This window comes from Paenibacillus sp. Y412MC10 (assembly GCF_000024685.1).
Lineage (GTDB): Bacteria > Bacillota > Bacilli > Paenibacillales > Paenibacillaceae > Paenibacillus_AQ > Paenibacillus_AQ lautus_A.
Window position 1 is genome coordinate 5,030,994 of record NC_013406.1, and the last position, 19,537, is coordinate 5,050,530.

The window sequence follows — 19,537 nt, forward strand, 5'->3', positions numbered from 1 at the left end:
AATATAACAACAAAACCCGCCTAAGATCATTCCAATCTGAGTCGGGTCATGTGGTGTGATAGATTTTATGCCAGGTTAATACCTAACCTGTTCTTCTAGATATTTCTTAAATAATTCGGCTCTTATCTCCTCGTTCGTTTCAACCATAGTACTTATCTCAACCGATGTGTGCTGCAGTAGTTTACCATCCTTATACGTACAATGATGTTCGTAACAATTCGGATCATTCAATATCAGCTCGAGCGACTTAGGGATATTGGCTGCGATTCCGGCATTTCCTGCAGTCAGAATCCATTGCGTGGATTTCCAATCCAAAATGCCCTCGTCCGTCTTTTTTGGGGTCTCATAAATGTAGTCCTCAGGTACTTCGGCAAGATAAAGGTACATTCCTCCCAGATTCCTGCCTTCCGATGTCCAAGTGACGAGGCCTTTGAAGGTTAATCGGCAATCCTTATCCCGAATATTCGTCTCCTCATACAGCTCACGTATCATGGAGTCTCTGGGCGTCTCGTTGCTTTCAAGCTTGCCCCCCACTCCATTCCAACAACCCATCCATGGTGCTCTATCACGGTTCAATAATAAAATCTCATCACCGCGCCGAACGAAACAAATATTGTATTTCAGCATCGATTGTTTTCTCCCATTCTGGTTACACCGCAATCCATCTTATCATCGTAAATTTCTGATTCTCTCTTCGATCGGCTTCTGTCCATCTTCATCCCAGATAATGGAGATTTCAAAAGTCCCCTCTTCAAAGTAAAGGGGAAACCTTCGTTTGAACCAGGGCTGCATAGGTAAATCCATCGCCTCTTGAATCGGTACCCAAACGAGCTCGCCTTCTGGCGGATTCGCTAAGAGTTCACCTTCGTAAGAATCTGTCAAATAGTTAAATACCATGTAACGATAATTCGTCTGGGGAACCACATACTCATCTATGCCTTTATACTCCAGGTTTTTGACAATCAGCCCGGTTTCTTCATAAACCTCACGAATTGCACCTTCCGATAGGCTCTCCGGGAATTCCACTTTTCCTCCAGGCCCAAGGTAACCGGGAAAACCGAGCTGGTCCGGACGATTAATAAGCAAAACCTTGTCGTCATTCCGAATCATACACATTGTATACATGCCATAGGTTATTTGCGGCTTTGTCATTTTATTTCTCCTTGAGCGGAACAGCAGTCCCTCACATGTAAATTGGATACAAGAACGTCAGGTGATGGATCTCGATTACTCCCTAGAATACAAAAGCGCACCGCCAGACCCCAAAATAACGAAGTGTTTGCCCGACGGTGAAAAACCACATTTTATTTTTCCGTCCAGCCGGTTCAAATCAATCATCGTGGCTTGCTTCAGATACTCATAATTAGGGACGAACACCTGGTCCAATATAACGGAAGCCCTTGGCCACCAAGGGTATATGACTTCCAGCATCCAGCCATCGTTTGTCACGTGAATCCCATCCCCCGACTCAAATCCAAAAATCGGAATGTCCTGTCCGCTGAGCGGAATGCGAAAACTTAAGTAGTCTCCGCTCATATGGTCTTCCGTTAGGTCGGAGTCCCGGTCTCTGTGAATGACGGTTCCGGTTATGGCCTGCGTCAAACTGTAACCGGAGCTGCTGATCAGAACCAGATTCTCATCGGCATCCCAACCGCAAGCGATGCATCCGGAAGCCGGAATGATGACCTCAGCTGTCCAGGGGCGAGGCGGCTTTGTAGGTTCTTTCGCTTGGGCAAAGTGCAGCAAGTCGATCTCAAACGTTGTCCTGATTTCTTTTTTTGATTGATTGTAAGGGTTCATATCATACACCTGCCGATTGATAGGTTATCGCTTGGATTCATCATTCTTCATTTCATGTATTCTCATATTAAGCTCATCCAGAGAACGCTGCATGCGCTCCATTCTTCTCAGGGCAGCATATTGATTGCTGATAATCCCGGCCAAGCCGACAATCAAGATAATCACAATGAAACCGATCATGGATAGCGTCATCCTTTCTTATTTTATGATTGAACTAATAATCCCTGTTATCGGGTAACATCGATGTATTCACCCAGTCTTCGAAGCTGCTGACAACAAAGTCTTCGGCCAATCAGCCGACTCTTCATGCTTCCTGGTTAAATTCACCTCCGCTGGTGATCTTTTATTATAATCAACGGTCGGCCGACCCGATTAAGGCAGAATGTTGCTTCCTAGATCCTTGCGATGAAGCATGGGATTCATCTCACTTTGATCAATTGTAAATGTACCGTCCTTTTGTTCAAGTTCATGATTGAATACTAGATACCCACCTATGATTTTATGATCTGACTCCAGTATATATCCTACAATCTGATTATACGTCGTTGTTTTCTCTTGCAAAATATAGCCCGTCTCTATAACCTCTCTATCCAGAAATGACGCTAAGTCCACATGCCCCAAATCTTTCATATCCTTCACATGCTTTTGATAGGATGGTAATGTCGAAGGAGCATACTTTGTTTCGGATGCGAATCTGTCAATGCTCCATCCGTAATCCTCGAGGAATTTAACATGTTGTTCTTTAGGCGTTTCCGTGATAATCTCATCGTCTTGTCGATTACAACCAACCAGAATCACTAACACACAGATGATTAGTAACTTTAATTTCAATTTTCCGGTCCTTTCCCGTGTTTTTATCCAAACTTAACCGTTGTAGGATGAAATGCGGATCGTTACTCCTCGACGATTTTTATTTTCTGAGCACTGGCCTGAGAAGGATAGGAATCGTTTATCCCGGGCTTGAGCCAATATTGTATTTTCTGTCCTTGTTCATACTTCGAAGCAGTTTTGGTCGTTATCCAGATCGCCGGTCCCTCGTATTCGAGGAAAATATCATCCCAGGTTTCACCTTCAAATTTTCGATCCAGCACTAGGAGCTGATGATCATTTTTTTCTAAGATGTAACCTTCACCCCGAACCAAATCTGACGAGGAATTGCCACAAGCGGTACTTACAACGGAAAGAAAGATAATGATCAAAATGGAAAGATAGCGATTCATGATCCCATCCTCCTTTGGCGATGCTCCAGCTTTCCTATCCCTCAATCTCCCTGTATATGCTGAGCGCTTTCTCCATCTTCTGAGTATACTCCGCGGATTGGCTTGAATTTAGCAGCTTAACATCCTGACTCCCGCTGGAGCTGAGCAGATCCTGGTCGCTCAATACTTGGATGAGTCTGTTCACGGTACCTTCGCTGCCATCAATAATTCGGATATGATCCGGCAGCAGATCCGACAAAATCCTTTTGTAAAAAGGATAATGCGTACAGCCTAAAACGATCGTTCCATACTCATTCAGATCAAAAGCTTCAAACTTCTTCGTGAAGTATGCGTTCATGATCTCGGGGTCGAAATTCAAAGCCTCACAGTGCTCGACCAGCTCCGGTAAAGGCTGGGAATCCACGATATGCATGCTATCGACTCGCCGGACCAGGTCCTTATACTTCGACTCCTTTAGGGTCAGCGGCGTGGCAAGCACCAGGATTCGCTTCCCGCTGGCGCGGTTAATTTCAACAGCCGGTTTTACGGCAGGCTCCATCCCGATAACCGGGATCGGATAAGCCTTCCTTAAATCGGAGATTGCCATGCTTGTAGCCGTGTTGCACGCAACGACAATGGCTTTGACCTCTTCCTGCATGATGGTTTCCATCGCTTGATGTATGTAAGCTTTCACGTCTTCCTTAGCTTTGGTGCCATATGGCACATGGAGCGTATCCGCCAAAAATAAAAAGTCTTCATGGGGCAGCTTTTTCATAGCCGCCGTTAACACGGTTAAACCGCCTAAACCTGAATCAAAAAAAGCTATTCTCATTGTTTTTCACCTGTCGTTATATGTTGGTCTGTCCGTATCATTGCAATCGATGTCCTTATACATTATACTCCACTTCCCGGAAACGCGCAGAGCCATCTGAGCATTAAGCGTTTCAAAATAAATAGACCCGGCCAAGTAAGAATCTCGGGAGGCCGGGTCTGATGTGTTGTTCTTTTGCATAGGGAAGAATGATTAACTTCCTTCATGATCATGAAAAAAACGCAATCCATTTACTCAAAGCATTTCAGCAAAGCCAAAGCCTCTTCATGATCGGGCTCCAGAACGAGCGCCTCGCGCGTATATTCCAGAGCCTCCTCGTCCAGGCCAAGCTCGTAACAACAGATCGCCAAACAGTATAATACCGTTGGCACCGGCTCGTCTTCATCCGTGTCCACGGATTCCTTCAGGAAGAACTTGGCCTCCTCGTACATATCCATCTCAAACAGCACCAGTCCCGCGTCCAGAGCCAGATCATAACGCTGTTCCATCACATAATACGATGACCACATCTTGAAGATGCCTGCACGGATATCCAGCATTTCTTCGTCATTGGCCTCCGGCAGCAGATTCGAGATGCGCTTCGCGCTCTGAATGAAGAACTCGGCGTCATACCCGCCCAATCGCCAGAAGGACAAAATTTGCTGCAAGCCCATGCTTTCAATATTCCGGTCGACCCATTCTTTCATACTGAAGAATTCATCCGGTCCGAAGCGTTCGATGAATTGACGGTAAGCGAGCCGGGTATTGGCATAACTTGCCGGTGCTTCCAGCATGAGAATGCAGCCGACGTTAATATTCTTATAATGCTGCGTAGGGAACATGGCCAGTGCGCCTCGCTGTTCGAACACATGCTGCAGCGCGTGATAATTAGCCGTTAGCGAAAAGCTGCCATGGTAAATTAATTGCGGCGGTTCGGCGAATTTCCAATTATCGATGCGATGATCTCCTTTATCCGCCGTGAGGAGCATGAAACCTGACGTGGATAACCGATTCAGACGTTCCAAGCAGGTTAAGCCCACCTCCGGAAACAGGATATGCGAATCCTCCAGCTCTTGCTGGTAATGAGCAATCACATCGCGATAAGGGTAAGTTTCTTCTTCGTATCTTGGTGCCCGGCGGTGCTCGTAGGCCAGCTTCATTCGTTCCAGCGCCTCAGCGGGCTTGAGCTTATGGTGCTGCTCCGGAAATTCGATGACCACATCGCTCTCATAAATCTTGCCTTCCCCGACGTAGATCAATTCTTGCGGAATGCCGTCAAAAAAATAATTGGCGACGATCAGCAGCGGCTGCTTCAAGTCTCCGGGACGAATCGTGGTCTTCGATACGACCAAGTTCAATTCCGTATCATGCACGGCATCGAACCTTCCGAAATCCAGCAGTCCCTGCTCAATATACGATTGCATGGCAGGATGCTGCTGCCATGCCGTCACATTTTTCATCGGCAAATCCGTCATGACATAGCGGAAAGGAGGCAGCGCTATCCCCGAATCATCTCTCAGCTCGCACAGCTTGTGCAGCACATGGTAACCCAGGCGTCCGGCTCCGGCGCCCAATTCCAGAATCGTCACGGGTTCGATGATATCGCCCCGACCCGCGCGATCTCGAAGGAAACCGAATACCATTTCGGCGTAAGCCGTAGCAATCATGGGGTTGCTCGTAATATACTGCGGGACCTGATCATTATTCCACGCCTTCATCCCCAGTTCTTCATAATATGTCCGCTGTAGTTCCCAGATGGGTGCTTCACTGAAACGGAAGCGTTGTTGATTATTATCCGTCATTTCTATTTAACCCTGCTCTCTATGTATCGTATAAGTACAATCTGAAACCTCGAATGCCTTTACACGGTTAGACCAAAGACCAATCCATGTCTATAGAATGGTACCATATAACTTGGTTCTTCCCAAACCCTCAAAGTCAGGAAATCCCGCGGACTCCCTTCGGTTGATAACCGTTTGACAAACCAACGGGCAATAGGCACCTTTCCTTCCTCTCCCTAATATAGTGTAGGAGAACAGAAGGGCGGGATGTACATGGGTGCGAGCACGGAGCAAGAACAATGGGCCATTTTCCTGGCGGCGATCTGCGGACAAACCTATACACAATTCACCAGCACGGACGGCTCATTTGTCCTTCCGCTAAACTTCTCGCTGTTCGACACCATTGAAGCGAATTCCTTAATCCGCGTATCGGAACGCTTCGGGTTTATCCTTGAATCGCCGGAGGAGATTATCATCGCCTTTCGGGGTACCATGTCCTCCACGGATTGGATCACGGATGCCATAGCCTCCCAAAAGAACTTCAAATACATCAAAGATCCCGCGCTCACGCACCGCGGCTTCACCAGCATCTACGCTTCCGCCCGCGGGCAGATCATGTCGGCGCTTGCAAGATTGCCTGTCGATAAGACCTTGTTCATTACAGGCCACAGTCTCGGAGGGGCACTTGCCACCTTGTGCGCCGTGGATGTTGCCGCGAACACGGATCACCAATCCCCCCATGTATTCACTTACGGATCACCGCGCGTAGGCGATCCCGATTTTGCGAAGGCCTTTGCCAAATATGTTCGAAGCAGCTTTCGTATAGCCAACCTGTTCGATGTCGTCACTCATGCACCGCCTAGTATCTACAAACTGCCGAAACGGGAAAAGAAATACTATTACAGTCACGTCCATACTCACTGGCCATTGACCTTCCAGAATGGGTCGGTTAGCGGCAATCATGTAATCAGCAGTTATTATGCGGAGCTTGCCAAGCTCCAGCCGCCATTTGCCGAGCTTTTAAATTCGGCGAATCCCGGGTTCTGTCCCGTCACAGAATTACCAATAGAGAAGGTGTAAGCTTATCTGGAGGGTCATATAAAGAAAGCGGATTTCCCTGAAGAGGAAATCCGCTCTTTTATTGCTTAACCGAGAATCGATTACACGCGAGTACCCGTTAGCATCGGGAACAATACCTTCATTTCAGCGTCATTCGGTCTTCGGCCATAATCCGCAATTTCGAAAGGCTCGGCATATTGTACGCCGGCTGCATACTCTTGACCATACAGCTTGGTCAGCGTAGGCAGCATTTCGTCCGACACGCGCAGAAACCGATTCCAAAACTTCAGAATAAAATCCCGCTTCTCTTCCCACGTATCCGGTACGGCATGCAAGAAACCGCCCTGCCAAGGGGCAAACTCGTAAAACTGGGAAGCATGGGCATTGCAGGCCAGCAATTTCTTCTCAATGACGCCTCCGGCATCGATGACCATATCCGGTTGATATGACGCCCGTGCCGCATAATCCGGCATCAGCAGATAGATCGGGGATTTTTTTAATGACGGTACTTCGGGCACGGCATTAGGTACATTCGCCACAAAATCTGCGGCATCCCGCACGACCTTCCCGGCATTTCGGTTATCCACATGGCCGGGACCGTCCGGATGGAACGTGATAACGATATCTGCCTCCCAGCCGCGGATTTGACGGATCACTTCCTTGCGTACGTCCGGTGTCGGCATTAATTCGCCATCCGGTATGGGCAGAACGACATATTCCAGAACCCCAAGATGCCGGGCAGCCTCATGGGCTTCCCGTATACGACGGTCGACCAGATCCTGCCCGCTCATTTCATGATGACCGCAGCATCCATCGGTTAACGTAACGAACTTCACCCGATGGCCCATCTCTGCGTAAGCTGCGGAGATCGCTCCTGCATAGATTTCGGGCTCATCCGGATGCGCTGCAATGACAATCACATTGAGAATAGTGGACATCTGTTGCCTCCTCCTTATCGTTTCTTAAATAAACGATCGATGTATCGATTATTTCAAACGTTTCATCAATGGATGATCTTCTTTCAGCTCCAGCAAATCCCACAGGTTCCCGTACAAATCCTTGAATACCGCTACCATGCCGTAATCCTGCTCTTTCGGCTCTCTTACAAACTCGATTCCCCGCGACACCATTTCGCGATAATCTCTCCAGAAGTCATCGGTATTCAGGAACAGAAACACTCGGCCGCCCGACTGGTTGCCTATAAACGGCTCTTGTACCGGCTTGGATGCTTTGGCAAGCAATATCGTCGTGCCGACCGACCCGGGAGGAGCAACAACTACCCAGCGTTTGTCTTGTTCGGGCTGATATGTATCTTCGATCAAAGTAAAATTCAGCTTCTCGGTATAAAATGCAATGGCCTCGTCATAGTCCTTCACGACTAACGCGATATGAACAATGGATTGTATCATGTCCTTCCAGCTCCTTTAGGTTGAGTATGCAGCTAGTCTTCAATCTTTGTTTCTACTTATCCTCTTGTAACGACATCCTTATACAATAACAACGGTTCCGCTAAAAAAGTATGATAAGATTTAATTGGGATATGAGATGAGAGAACTTTCCCGTGACGCATACATCTCATTATCTACGTTTCATCAGATTTTTCTAGAGCTTTGATACATAATTTATTTTATGGTATTATAAATGTAATTAAGACCAAGTGCAGCAACACTTGGTCAGTACAATTGGCTTGGATGGTCTATTCCCTTCTAAGTCATTAGGAATGAAAAACCCACCTTCGGCGCGTAACCTTTGGGTGGGTTTTTATTTTTTTCTTGTTGTTATTGTTAATGTATGTTAAAAGGGCAAGAATGAACGATCCAAATAGAAACATAATCGTTAATGCAGCCTTTACCTCCACGGCTTCACCTCCTTTCGAAGGGAAACCATGCCCACCCAAGATTCAATTGTAGTTATATTTTACCTCTTATCACATCTACGTACAAGCGTTCCTATTTTAACATTTCTAAATAAACCACCACAGTTTGTTATTATTTCGTACAGAATGTTTGAACATATTTCTTTGAATCTTCTCTTACTACTTCAGTATAATTGTCTTTTGTATATTGTTTTACTACCTTTCTCCAAAACGATATTGCAGGCTTGTTAACTTGCATCTGGGCAATCTTCCAATTTGCTTTATACATATTAAGTGCTTTGATTGCTGCTTGATGCCCAATTCCTCTTCTTCTAAATTTCTTAATAATCATAAAATCATAAATAACATGTGTCGGATTGGGGTCAGTATCCATATTTTCATGTAGGATAACTGTAAAACCAACTAATATTCCCGAGGCTTCTATAAAAAAGGGATGCCACCTTCGATCTCCCTCCCAAAACAGATTAATATCCAAATCATACTTTCCATCTTTATTTAGATCTTGATTCGTATACTCACTAAAATCGTAATAATACAATTGATACAAATTAAACAGGATATCTTTTTTTCCTAGATCAACGGGTACCAGGTTTATATGCATAATGTTCTCCCAATAGCATTAATCATTCTCCACCTTTGAAATATCTACATGATCCCTTCTAATTCCGTTAGCTTCTTTATGATGTAATTAGGTTGTATATGATCCGGCTTCATTTTGTTCATCCGATTGATCCAAACGGCTCGGATTCCCATGTTTTGGGCTCCTACAACATCACTTGTTAATGAATCCCCAACATGCAGTACGTCCGTATTCTTTAACTCATAACGTCTTAATGCTTCTGCAAATATTTCCGATCTTGGTTTATAGGATCTGACGTCTTCACTGGTAATCACTCCACTTACCTTTAGACCGTGGAACTTTATTGCTGCCATCACATCTGATGTATCGATATTGGAAATGATGTATACAGGCAATTCGCATGACTTCAGAAATGAGAGGGAATCCTCGTAAATTCCTGGCTTTTGCCAATGTTCAAATTGCTCAAGTATGATTTCGTCTGCCGTACAGTTCGATTGATAAAATTCTATCGTCTTGCACAAAGACATCCTACCCAGATTTCTTTGAGTATCAAAGTTTTCCCCATAACTTTCTTGAAACATCTTTGAAAATGATGCCCACCAGTATTGTCCTATCTCCTGAATCGAACAATTCTCAGAAGAACTTTCTTTAATTTTCTGGCATATTAACGGAATGATCTCATCATCTTCATGAACTACAGTCCCATAAAAATCGAGAAAAATCGCTTTGGTAGTCATTGCCGTCCCCCAAACTCTACTTGCCTAAAGATGACAAGTTTATGAGCGATTACGTTCACCATTTGAATTGAAATTTCAATGTCTATACGTCATCAAAGCGAGCTCTTTAACTCTCTCAGTCGCAATAAAATTTCAGCAACATGTCCTTTCATGCATACGCTGAGGAATAACCCTTCATTGAATCGGTCACCGCGAACATAACTGGTCATCAATTTTCTAAGGGTTACCAGATCGGCGCTGCCAATGCTGCTCCCCACAGGGTTATCTAAATCTCGATAAACCTCGTTCTCCGCTAACCATTCGCTCCAGTTAAATACCATGAGGAAGCCAGCATCATCCAACGCTTTACGAAAACATCCGATTTCCTTGCTTTCACATCGATATCCATTAACGTCATGGTAAAAAACGGACCCGGGATTTTGGAAATACTCGAGGTATGGGAGCAACCGCTCCACATCCGAAGCAGTTAAGTCTAAGTCATACGGCATACCATCACCTCATTGATTTGGATTCGTCATCGCTCAAGGTACCCATGGCACCTCATATAAACGCCCTGATGCCTGTTAACGCCCTGAAGCCTTCCTAGCCTCGTATGTAATCATCTGACCCGCGTTTACTGGTTGATTCATCCAGCGATAGTCAGCTGACTTCGTAATCTCATCGTATCCCTGCTTTTCTAACATGAGTTCAAACTCATGCATCCCATACCAGCTTAGAGGAAACCGCTGCAGCTCGGTCTGCACCAGATGGCCTTCCTTCCATTTTTCATATTTCAGAATCGATACGATGCGCTGGTCAAGCAGATTGCATTCCGTACGTCTTTCCTCCAAAACGATGACTTCGTTATCGGAAGTTTCCCAGCTTCTAGTCGAGGTGTGATTCGCGTCGAAATCCGTAGGAATATACAGATCCACGATCAATCTGCCCCCAGGGGTCAAATTGGAAGCATAGTGTTCCAGAGCCGATTCAGCCCGCTCACGTCCCTCTACTAACTGAAAAGATCCTGCTGGAATGATAATGGCGTCATAGGCATCCGCCAACGAAAAGTTATGCATCTCGTCTTCAAACAGCTTCGCCTCAAGGCTCAATTCCGCTAATCTTCTTCTGCAGGAATCCAGCATCGCAGCCGAATTATCCACGCCTTCGATGTTGATGCCTGCTTGGAGCAACGGGATTAATACCCGGCCCGATCCGCATCCAACTTCCAGCACCTTGCCCTTAACGTCTTTTAGGCGCTCTGTATAATATTCCACGTCGCCAAACGAGAAACCTAACGGTTTGCTCAGATCATACACTTCCGTACACAGCGCGCCATACGAACTATACATTGGAATGACCTCACTTTATCAAAAATATTTTTATTTCCCATCAACCTAGCAAATAGGATATATCTCTTACACTTCCCGCTTCTCATCCGGCCGATAGAGGATTCTTTGGTAGTCCCAATCTTTAGAATCCATATCACCTAAGTATATCCGCTCATGCTCGGGCACCCGTTCATATTTCTCTCTTAAATATTCCCTGTAAAACCCGGTTGGATTTTCTAGATATAAATCAACGCTTCATTGAGCATATAAGAGAGCCGCAGGAAGCTCTATACCAACGATATTTATAAACGTTCTCTACCAAAAACGACTCCCCATCATCCTTCTTGTAAACCTGGCATTCTTATTCTATTTTACATCCTCATTTCCGTTTGGTAGAAATAGCAAAAGAACTCCCGTGCTCATGAGATCATGACAGCAGGAAGTCCCTATGTGTGGTTTCGTTTAAGCTACACTCTTAAAAAAGCAATATAATCCGTTATGATTCCTTTGTGTCCCAAATGCCGAAGCATGGTCGTGATATTGCCTCTATGGTAGGTTCCATGATTTACGACCTGCTGGAGAATCTCCGAAATCGAATTCTGAAATGCCTCACCCGCAGTGTTGTGATAAGTCACAACCTTCCCCATATCGCCAACCGACGCTAAAAATTCTTGGTGCTTGGTTTGGAGCTGGCTCAGATATTGACGAGCTGCTTCCAAATTCGCGAACGGTCTCGCGGCAAGCGACGGAGGACTTTCCTCCTTGATCCGGGCAAACCAAACTTCCTCCGCAGCTGCAAGGTGACCAAAGACTTCGGCGATGGATTTAAAGCCCAGATTCACTTCCTGGAGAAACACGCCTTCCGGCAATGATTGCAAATGGTTCCATACTCTTTCGTTCGCCCAAATGTGATAATCGTACAATTGAAGATACGCTTCGTTCATTCTGCTCTCTCCTCTCTTGATCGCTTTATCGGTAAGTCTAGTCTACGATGCTAGCACCTAACACATACCACCTGACTAGAAAATTATACCATATTTAACGATAAAGCAGGCACGGGGATCAAACAAAATATAAAGCATACTCGGGATTATTCTTTCACGCTGCCAAGCACGATGCCTTTGACGAAAAAACGCTGCAGGAAGGGATACAGCAGTAGAATCGGCAGCGAGCCAATGAATATTTGCGCAGCTTTAAAGGTTCGATTGGATACTTCGGAAAGGGCCGCGGCATCGTCTGCATTGATCGACGTCAGGTTGGTCTGTACGATAACGGTCTGAAGATAACTCGACAACGGGTATTTTTCCGGAGAATTCATCAGCAACAGTCCGTCAAACCATTCGTTCCATTGGCCGACGATCGTAAACAGCGTTACGGTAGCCATGGCCGGCAGCGATAGCGGCGCGTATATTTTCCACAGGCTGGTGATGTAGCTCCCGCCGTCAATGAAGCAGGATTCCTCCAGCTCCTTGGGCAGGCCGCGAAAAAAATTGAGCAGCAAAATCACGTTGAACACTGCTACCGCACCCGGGATGACCAATGCCCAAATCGTATCGATCAGTCCGGTATCCCTTATCGTCATATACCTTGGAATAAGGCCTCCGGAGAACAGGGTCGTGAACACGAAGAACCAGGCATATTGCGTGCGGAATTTAAAATCCCGCGGTTCCTTCGACAGGGGATAAGCGATGAGCAGGGTCAGCAGCATGCTGATCCCGGTCCCGAGAACGACGCGCTGCACGGTTACCCACATCGCTACCATAAATTGCGGCTTGTTCAATACGTACTGATAGGAGCTGAGCGTAAAATCGACGGGCCACAGCTTCACGATCCCTGCCGTCGCCGCGCCTTTGGAGCTGAGAGAAACCGCCAGAATATGAACGATGGGAAGAAAGCAGAGCAGCCCCAGACCGATCAGAAAAGCGTAGTTGAAGCCAAGAAAAAATTTGCGGCTGAGTGACGGTTTATGCATACGGGACACCTTCTTTCCTAAAATATTCTGTAATTGGCGAACTTGGATGCCAGGGCGTAGGACGTCACGATAAAGACGAACGAGATCAAGGATTTGAACAGGCCGATCGCCGTGGCTACCCCATACTGGGCACCCTGCATGCCGATCCGGTAAATAAACGTATCCAGAATGTCCCCGCTCTCATACACCTGCGGGCTGTACAAGTTGAACACCTGGTCAAAACCGGCATTCAGCACGTTCCCGAGCGAGAGGGTTGCCAGCAAAATGATGATCGGCATCATGCCGGGAAGCGTGATGTGCCAGGTCTGTTTCCAGCGGTTTGCGCCATCCACCGTAGCCGCCTCATACAGGGAAGGATTGATGGAGGTTAATGCAGCCAAATAGACGATGGTGCTAAAGCCGAATTCCTTCCAGATGTCCGTTATGACAAGGGTATAAGGAAACCATTGGTTGCTGCCCAGGAAAAAAATCGGCTCGATGCCGAACCAGCCCAATATTTGGTTCGCGATCCCGTTCGTCGGCGACAAAATGTCGATAAAGATTCCGCCGAGGATGACCCACGACAAAAAGTGCGGCAAATAGACGAGCGTCTGCACGCCCCGTTTGATCAGCTCGTTCCTCAGCTCATTCAGCAGCAGCGAAACCAGGATCGGCACGACCAATCCCCCGATGATTTTCATGAAGGCAATAAACACCGTATTCCAAATGATTTGGCCGGTTTCCGGCAGATCGAACACATAGCGGAAATTGTCCAGCCCGATCCAATCCGAGCCGAATAGGCCTTTGAACGGAACGAATTTCTGAAAGGCCATGGCAATGCCGATCATCGGCCAATAGCTGTAGATCAGTACGATGACGATGCCGGGCAAGATCATCAAATGAAGCGGCCACTGCCGCCGAAATTTTTTGCTTAACATGGCGATCCTCCTGTCTGTCAATGTGTATCCCATTCGCCTTCAGCAGGTGGTGAAATGGGAACAGGGGCGGGTGTCAGAAACCTCCCTCCCCTGTTCCCGTTAGCCGAACTCCTTTATCTGGCGGCCTTCCATGCATTAACTTCTTCCGTAATCTTGTCGCCGCCGAGCTTCTTCCAGTTGGCTACGAACTCATCAAAGGCGTCGATGCTCGCCTCGCCCAAAATGATTTTGATGAACGTTTCCTGTTCCAGCCGGTCGAGCGTCGCTTTTTTGTCGGCCATGGTCTCGGTCGGAGCGCCGACATATCCGTTCGAGATCACTTTGCCTGCATCGTTTAGATCGCGAAGCTGTTTCATGGAGCCTTCCGGCCCGTTGGCGGCATAGCCAGACCAGCCCATCGGGTTGTTGCCTGCGAGATACTCCTGAAATTCCTTGAACATGATCTTCGTTTCGGCGCTGGTGATGTCCGCGTCGCTTTCGGATTCCAGCGCTTTGGCCAGCTCCTCCTGCCGGATCAGGTCTTTGTTCGGATTGACGACCTCGACCAGCGAATATTTGTTGACTCCGATGGATACGCCGTCCTCGATGATTTGGCCGTACTTGTCGAATTCCGCATTGTCGCTGTACAGCTTCTCATAGTACTGATTAGCCAGCTTGACGATGACCTCGGGATGCTCGTACCCCTTTTTGACCACGTAATATTGGGATACGGCAAAAGGCATCTGCACCGTCGCCGGACCGCCCTCCAAAGACGGGATAGGGTAGGACTTCCAATTCACCGACTCATCTTCTTTCACCATGTCCCAGAAAGGCCATGCCGGATACCAGCTTGGTCCGATCAGCATGCCGATTTTGTGGGTGGTCACGGATTCAAAGACCTTGACGGTATCCTTTACGCCGAACTCCGGGTCGATCAGCTTGTTCTTGAACATGTCCTGCAGCTTGGCCAGCGCTTCCTTCATCTCCGGCTGAATGCTGCCGAACTGCAGTTGCCCCTCTGCGTCTTCGATCCAAATTTGCGGGAAACCGCCGAAGCCGTTAAAGAAACCTACCGAAGAGCTGTTTAATCCGATATCCTTGGTCAGCGCAAGTCCGTAGGTATCCGCCTTGCCGTTACCGTCCGGATCCTGCTTGGCAAACGCCTCCGCAATGGCTACAAGGTCATCCATCGTGTTCGGTTCAGGCAGATTCAGCTTCTCCATCCAATCCTCCCTGACCCACAGCAGCGGAGCCGAGCCGCCGATGACTGGCTGGGTGGACGGGATCGCCAACAGCTTGCCGTCAAACGTCGCGGAAGGGAGCGCGTTTTTCTCGATCTCCATGACCTTCTTCAGGTCATCGCTGGCGTAATTCTCGAAAGCGGGCGTCAAGTCCGCCAATTGCCCGGCGTCCGCAAGCTGGCGCAGCTGCTCCGGCGTCACCTGCATGATATCCGGGAGGTCATTCGAAGCAATCGCGATATTCATTTTGGATTCATACTGCTCCTGGCCCGTTACCACCCATTTATAGTTGAGGTTGATGCCCATTTCGTTATATAGGTCGGTCCACACGTTGTTTTTAATATCCTGTCCGGACGGGAACTTCACTTCTTCTCCCACAAACCGGACGGCATCCAGCTGAATGGGGGGATCATACTTGCCGAACGGGTCGCCCGGCTCCATGGCCGAGGCTTCGCTATCGGTGGATGAACCAGCCGCGCTGCCTCCGCCTCCTTCCCCTTTGCTGCAAGCGCTTAAAATAAACACGAAAGCCAGCATACTGATCCACAATACGGACAAGATCTTATTTCTCTTCATGTTTGCGACCTCCTTGAATTCGTTGTTTGTTTAGAGTATAAGGGAACAAAAAAAGAGCTATCTACTTCAAGCTCTTTACTTTGATATCTTCTCTTTACATGTTGTGCAGTTCTCTGTATTCCTGCGGCGTCAAATGGGTCGTTTTTTTGAAAAAGCGGTAAAAATACGGCGGAGAACTGAAACCCACCGCAGCGGCAATGACATGGATTTTGTCCGTCGTCTCCTTCAGCAGCTGCTTCGCTTTGGCCAGCCGTGCCGTATTAATCGACTCGGACAGGCCCTCACCGGTCACTTGTTTGTACAATCTGGACAAATACGAAGGGTTGTGTCCCACAGCCTCCCCGATTTGCGTCAAGGACAGGTCGCCGCTTAAGTGATCCTCGATATACCGTTGAACTTTGGCAATCACCTCATGCTGCTGATCCTGCTTCCCCTGTTCTTTCCGTTTGAAGATGATGTCCGCCAGCCTTTCGAAATATTCGGCCGCCTCCCTCCAGGAATCATGCTCCTCTAGATGAGTCAATGTGATATAATCCACCGCCCCTTCCCCTTCCACGTTCAGGCAGAGAGCTTCCATATCCACCAGGGACGGCATCATCACGGACACCAGGCCGTAATACACCTCCATCTTCAGCAAATATTCAACCTCCGGCGGGAAGGAAGAGGTATCGGTCACCTCATGGAACAGCTCCATGAATTCCTCCCGGTCTCCATTGTCTAAACAGCCGCGCAGCAGCTCCATCCGCTTCAGATGCGAGCGAGAGCGCCCCAGAAAATGCCCCATACGATCCGGGCGGTTGCGCTCACCGGCTTCGGTCAACAGAGATTCGTGGCCGATCCCGAGGCCGCTGTCCAGCAGCTGCTTCAGTCCTTCGAATTTGTCCGGCAGCCGTTCCCAATCGACCCACTCGCCAGCCATGGCAAACGACGTCTTCAATTTCAGAAGCGTTTTGCAAACGTCCTGAATTTGTTCCAGCATCCCGTGGACAAAACGCTGGACCCGTTCCGCAGCCGGACCTCGAACCTCCTCCGGATGCTCCTCCCCCTCCTCTTTGTGCTGCAAAATCCAGATCATCTTGGCCCTGCCGAACTCCACGGCCATGCCGTCGGTCATCGGGCCGAGCAGCTCGCCGATGATATTCTGGACCGCGTACAGCATCAGCGACTGGGCCGATGGACTTTCTTGCCTTTGCCAGCCGTCCAGCCTGCATAACAGCAGCAGGCATGGCTTGCGGGGATCCAGCTTCATCTCCAGCTCCGCAAAGCGCTGCTCCAGCTCTTCCCGCCGAATGTGACCAGGTGCTTTTTGCATCAGCTCCAGAACGTACTGCTGCTGTAGAAACGGCAGCGCCATGCGCATATTGTCCCTCGCTTTGGCAAGCAGAATGTCCGCTTCCATCTCCTGGTCAAGCAGCTCCACGGTCTTCTCGATCGCGCTCAGCACGGCATCGTTTCCCTCGGCCTTGAGAACGTAATCGACGCTTCCTTGCCGGGTGGCCTCCTGGATATAAGAAAAGTCGTCGTATCCGGTCAAAAAAATCACTTTGCAATGGGGCCACTGCCTGGATATTTCCTTTTGCAGGGCAAGGCCGTTTAACCCCGGCATTTTGATATCCGACAAAACGATGTCCATTTTCGCCCGTTTAAGCCAGCCCAAGGCTTCCGAAGAGGAATAAGCCTTATACACCTCTAGCTCGAGAAATTCCACGCCAAGGCACAATTCCGCAAGCCCGTTCACGATAAAAGGTTCGTCATCCACGATCAGTATTCTGTACCTGCTCTTCATCCATCTCGCTCCTTTCTTGCTTTGGCAGTGTCATATCGATTCTCAAACCGCCCAACCGGCTTCTCGAAAAGGTCAATCCGCCAGCAGGCCCGAATTTCAATCGAAGGCGTCGGTGCACGTTGGATAAACCGGTGATCTCTCCCTTCACGTCCGAAATCGCGATCATGGATTGCAGGTTCTGCAGCCTTTCGTCCGTCAACGTCTCCCCGTTATCCTCCACGATGATATGCAGGACATGCCGCTCAGCGGCCATGGTAACCCGGATTTGCCCGTCCGCCTCCTTCTCCTCAAGTCCGTGCTCGTATGCATTTTCGATTAAGGGCTGAAGAATGAGCAGCGGAACGTCCAGTTGCTCCCAATCACCGGGGATGTCATCCCAATAAGCCGATATCCGGTTATGGAAACGGATGGACTGAATGTCCACGTAAGCCTTGGCATGCCCCACTTCCGCCTTCAACGAAACTTCGTCGGCAGCGTTGCGGGTGATGAACCTGAAATATTCCCCCAAATGCCTCGTAAAACGAACGATATTCTCGTAATCCTCCATCTCTCCCATCTGATGGAGCGTAAAGAAGCTGTTATATAAAAAATGGGGGTTGATCTGGGATTGGAGCTGCTTCAGCTCGGAACGCTGCGAGCGGATTTTCTGCTCAAACACTTCGTGGATCAGTACCTGCAGGCGCTTCACCATATGGTTAAACTGCTCGTACAGATAGTGGAACTCGTCATGATGCTTATGGCGCAGCTCCACCCGGGGACTGTCGAAATCGATGTTGCGGAATGCCCTCACCATCCGCTGAAGCGGCTGATGAATTCGGCTGTAGATCCAGCCCGAGAACAGAATAACCACCAGCAGGGAGAAGCCCGACAGCCCGAAAAAGATCATGCGGTATTTCCCGAGCGGGCCTAAGAATTCGGCTTCGGGGACATACACCACCAGGTCGGCATTCAAAAAGGCGGAGCGCTCCACGCTAACCCAATAGTTGGCCCCATCCGCCTTGACCTTCGTGTTGTAGGGAAGCTTTGAAAACTCGGTGCTTGTTAGCGCTTCCAAATCAATTCGTTCGGCCAGCCGCGGACCGATGCCCCCTCCGTCCTCCTGAGTCAGGACCCAGCTATTGTCCACGCCGATGAGAACGGCGCCCCCGTCCCCCGTGGCCAGCTGCAGGAGCGCCGTTTGCATTTTCGGAACGGAGAGCTCCGCCGCAATCGCAAAATTAGGCGGATGGCTGTTTCGCAATCGTTCCGGGTATACCATACCCAGCAGAAGTTTGTTCTTCCATTCGAAAATGACCCGATCGGGATGCTCCTCAAGCGCCTTCATCTGCTCCGGCGGCATGGCTCCTTCGTACGACACCTGCTCAATCGTTTTCTCAATCAACGGAATATACGTTTTGGCCTCTTGAACGTATTGATTGGAGCTTTGCAGCAGCCGCATTTTGCCCTGGAGGCGGTTGATCGCCTGAAAATATTCGGAACGGCTCATGGCGGGTGCTATGGTGCTAAGCTTTTGCAGGTCGGAGTCCTGCGACAAATCGTTCATCAGCAGCACCGTCGATCGCAGCTCCTGTTCCAGCGTACGCATGAAAAAATTAGTCCTCGCATTCAAGGATTGGGTAATTTCCTGCTCCACGCTCGCAAGCCCGGACTCGTTCATGTACAGGGCAGCGGCGTAAACCGGCATAATGGCCAACAAAAAGCCGGCCACGATTTTTGGGTAAATCGATTTGAACCACAGCAGCTTCATCGCTTGCCTCCACTTCGTTACCATGATCGCTTCGCCTAACCGATGAACAGAATAAAAACGGACCATAACGGTTACACGATTGTTCACGACCGGTTATCCCGGCTAAAGCAAGGACATCCGACAACTTCGGGATATCCGCTTTCGCCGGGTTGAACCTGTATCGTTAAGA

21 protein-coding genes and 1 pseudogene are annotated in these 19,537 nt (G+C 48.5%); 1 reads left to right on the forward strand and 21 read right to left on the reverse strand.

All coding sequences use genetic code 11. The features are described from left to right. Positions 1-75: 75 nt before the first annotated feature. The 8 genes from GYMC10_RS21960 to GYMC10_RS21990 form a co-directional block, all read right to left on the reverse strand. The gene (locus GYMC10_RS21960) at positions 76-627 is read right to left on the reverse strand and encodes an NUDIX hydrolase (protein ID WP_015736556.1); all 552 of its coding nucleotides are present in this window, start codon (positions 625-627) and stop codon (positions 76-78) included. A gap of 42 nt (positions 628-669) precedes the next feature. Beyond that, positions 670-1,152, reverse strand: a complete 483-nt coding sequence (locus tag GYMC10_RS21965; protein WP_015736557.1) for an 8-oxo-dGTP diphosphatase — start codon at positions 1,150-1,152, stop codon at positions 670-672. 75 nt (positions 1,153-1,227) lie between these two features. Further along, entirely contained in the window at positions 1,228-1,800 is a 573-nt protein-coding gene (locus GYMC10_RS21970; protein WP_015736558.1) for a hypothetical protein, read from the reverse strand. A gap of 24 nt (positions 1,801-1,824) precedes the next feature. After that, complete coding sequence (locus GYMC10_RS32620) at positions 1,825-1,980, reverse strand: hypothetical protein (RefSeq protein WP_015736559.1); 156 nt, start codon at positions 1,978-1,980, stop codon at positions 1,825-1,827. Positions 1,981-2,172: 192 nt separating this feature from the next. After that, positions 2,173-2,631 carry a DUF4830 domain-containing protein gene (locus GYMC10_RS21975; protein ID WP_015736560.1) on the reverse strand — a complete coding sequence of 153 codons (459 nt, stop codon included), beginning with the start codon at positions 2,629-2,631 and terminating at the stop codon, positions 2,173-2,175. Between the two features lie 62 nt (positions 2,632-2,693). Further along, a complete protein-coding gene (locus tag GYMC10_RS21980; protein ID WP_015736561.1) occupies positions 2,694-3,020 on the reverse strand; it encodes a YobA family protein in 327 nt (108 codons plus the stop codon). Between the two features lie 34 nt (positions 3,021-3,054). After that, complete coding sequence (murI, locus tag GYMC10_RS21985) at positions 3,055-3,831, reverse strand: glutamate racemase (protein ID WP_015736562.1); 777 nt, start codon at positions 3,829-3,831, stop codon at positions 3,055-3,057. Positions 3,832-4,061: 230 nt separating this feature from the next. Further along, the gene (locus GYMC10_RS21990) at positions 4,062-5,612 is read right to left on the reverse strand and encodes a tetratricopeptide repeat protein (RefSeq protein WP_015736563.1); all 1,551 of its coding nucleotides are present in this window, start codon (positions 5,610-5,612) and stop codon (positions 4,062-4,064) included. Between the two features lie 252 nt (positions 5,613-5,864). On the opposite strand from GYMC10_RS21990, the gene GYMC10_RS21995 reads away from it, so the two are divergent. Next, on the forward strand, positions 5,865-6,671 hold the full coding sequence (locus tag GYMC10_RS21995; protein ID WP_041622241.1) for a lipase family protein: 807 nt from the start codon (positions 5,865-5,867) through the stop codon (positions 6,669-6,671). Between the two features lie 80 nt (positions 6,672-6,751). On the opposite strand, the gene GYMC10_RS22000 is transcribed toward GYMC10_RS21995, so the two are convergent. The 13 genes and pseudogenes from GYMC10_RS22000 to GYMC10_RS22055 form a co-directional block, all read right to left on the reverse strand. Beyond that, positions 6,752-7,588: a PIG-L deacetylase family protein gene (locus GYMC10_RS22000; RefSeq protein ID WP_015736565.1), complete on the reverse strand. Its 837-nt coding sequence runs from the start codon at positions 7,586-7,588 to the stop codon at positions 6,752-6,754. Between the two features lie 48 nt (positions 7,589-7,636). After that, positions 7,637-8,059, reverse strand: coding sequence for a VOC family protein (locus GYMC10_RS22005; RefSeq protein WP_015736566.1), 423 nt, complete (start codon positions 8,057-8,059; stop codon positions 7,637-7,639). Positions 8,060-8,415: 356 nt separating this feature from the next. Continuing rightward, a pseudogene (locus GYMC10_RS33230) lies at positions 8,416-8,508 on the reverse strand (putative holin-like toxin); the annotation flags it as partial. A gap of 130 nt (positions 8,509-8,638) precedes the next feature. After that, entirely contained in the window at positions 8,639-9,127 is a 489-nt protein-coding gene (locus GYMC10_RS22010) for a GNAT family N-acetyltransferase (RefSeq protein ID WP_015736568.1), read from the reverse strand. Between the two features lie 44 nt (positions 9,128-9,171). Further along, positions 9,172-9,843, reverse strand: a complete 672-nt coding sequence (locus tag GYMC10_RS22015) for an HAD family hydrolase (RefSeq protein ID WP_015736569.1) — start codon at positions 9,841-9,843, stop codon at positions 9,172-9,174. A 92-nt stretch (positions 9,844-9,935) separates the two neighbouring features. After that, a complete protein-coding gene (locus GYMC10_RS22020) occupies positions 9,936-10,331 on the reverse strand; it encodes a DUF6508 domain-containing protein (RefSeq protein WP_015736570.1) in 396 nt (131 codons plus the stop codon). A gap of 75 nt (positions 10,332-10,406) precedes the next feature. Next, positions 10,407-11,171 carry a class I SAM-dependent methyltransferase gene (locus GYMC10_RS22025; protein WP_015736571.1) on the reverse strand — a complete coding sequence of 255 codons (765 nt, stop codon included), beginning with the start codon at positions 11,169-11,171 and terminating at the stop codon, positions 10,407-10,409. A gap of 446 nt (positions 11,172-11,617) precedes the next feature. Beyond that, positions 11,618-12,094 (reverse strand): DinB family protein, encoded by a 477-nt coding sequence (locus GYMC10_RS22030; RefSeq protein WP_015736572.1) that lies wholly within the window; start codon positions 12,092-12,094, stop codon positions 11,618-11,620. Between the two features lie 146 nt (positions 12,095-12,240). Continuing rightward, positions 12,241-13,122, reverse strand: a complete 882-nt coding sequence (locus GYMC10_RS22035) for a carbohydrate ABC transporter permease (protein WP_009589917.1) — start codon at positions 13,120-13,122, stop codon at positions 12,241-12,243. Between the two features lie 17 nt (positions 13,123-13,139). Next, positions 13,140-14,039, reverse strand: coding sequence for an ABC transporter permease (locus GYMC10_RS22040; protein WP_009589934.1), 900 nt, complete (start codon positions 14,037-14,039; stop codon positions 13,140-13,142). A 113-nt stretch (positions 14,040-14,152) separates the two neighbouring features. Beyond that, on the reverse strand, positions 14,153-15,835 hold the full coding sequence (locus tag GYMC10_RS22045) for an extracellular solute-binding protein (RefSeq protein WP_015736573.1): 1,683 nt from the start codon (positions 15,833-15,835) through the stop codon (positions 14,153-14,155). A 94-nt stretch (positions 15,836-15,929) separates the two neighbouring features. After that, entirely contained in the window at positions 15,930-17,621 is a 1,692-nt protein-coding gene (locus tag GYMC10_RS22050) for a response regulator (RefSeq protein WP_015736574.1), read from the reverse strand. Further along, on the reverse strand, positions 17,587-19,455 hold the full coding sequence (locus GYMC10_RS22055; RefSeq protein ID WP_041622033.1) for a sensor histidine kinase: 1,869 nt from the start codon (positions 19,453-19,455) through the stop codon (positions 17,587-17,589). Before GYMC10_RS22055 ends, GYMC10_RS22050 begins: the two co-directional genes overlap by 35 nt. Positions 19,456-19,537 lie beyond the last annotated feature (82 nt).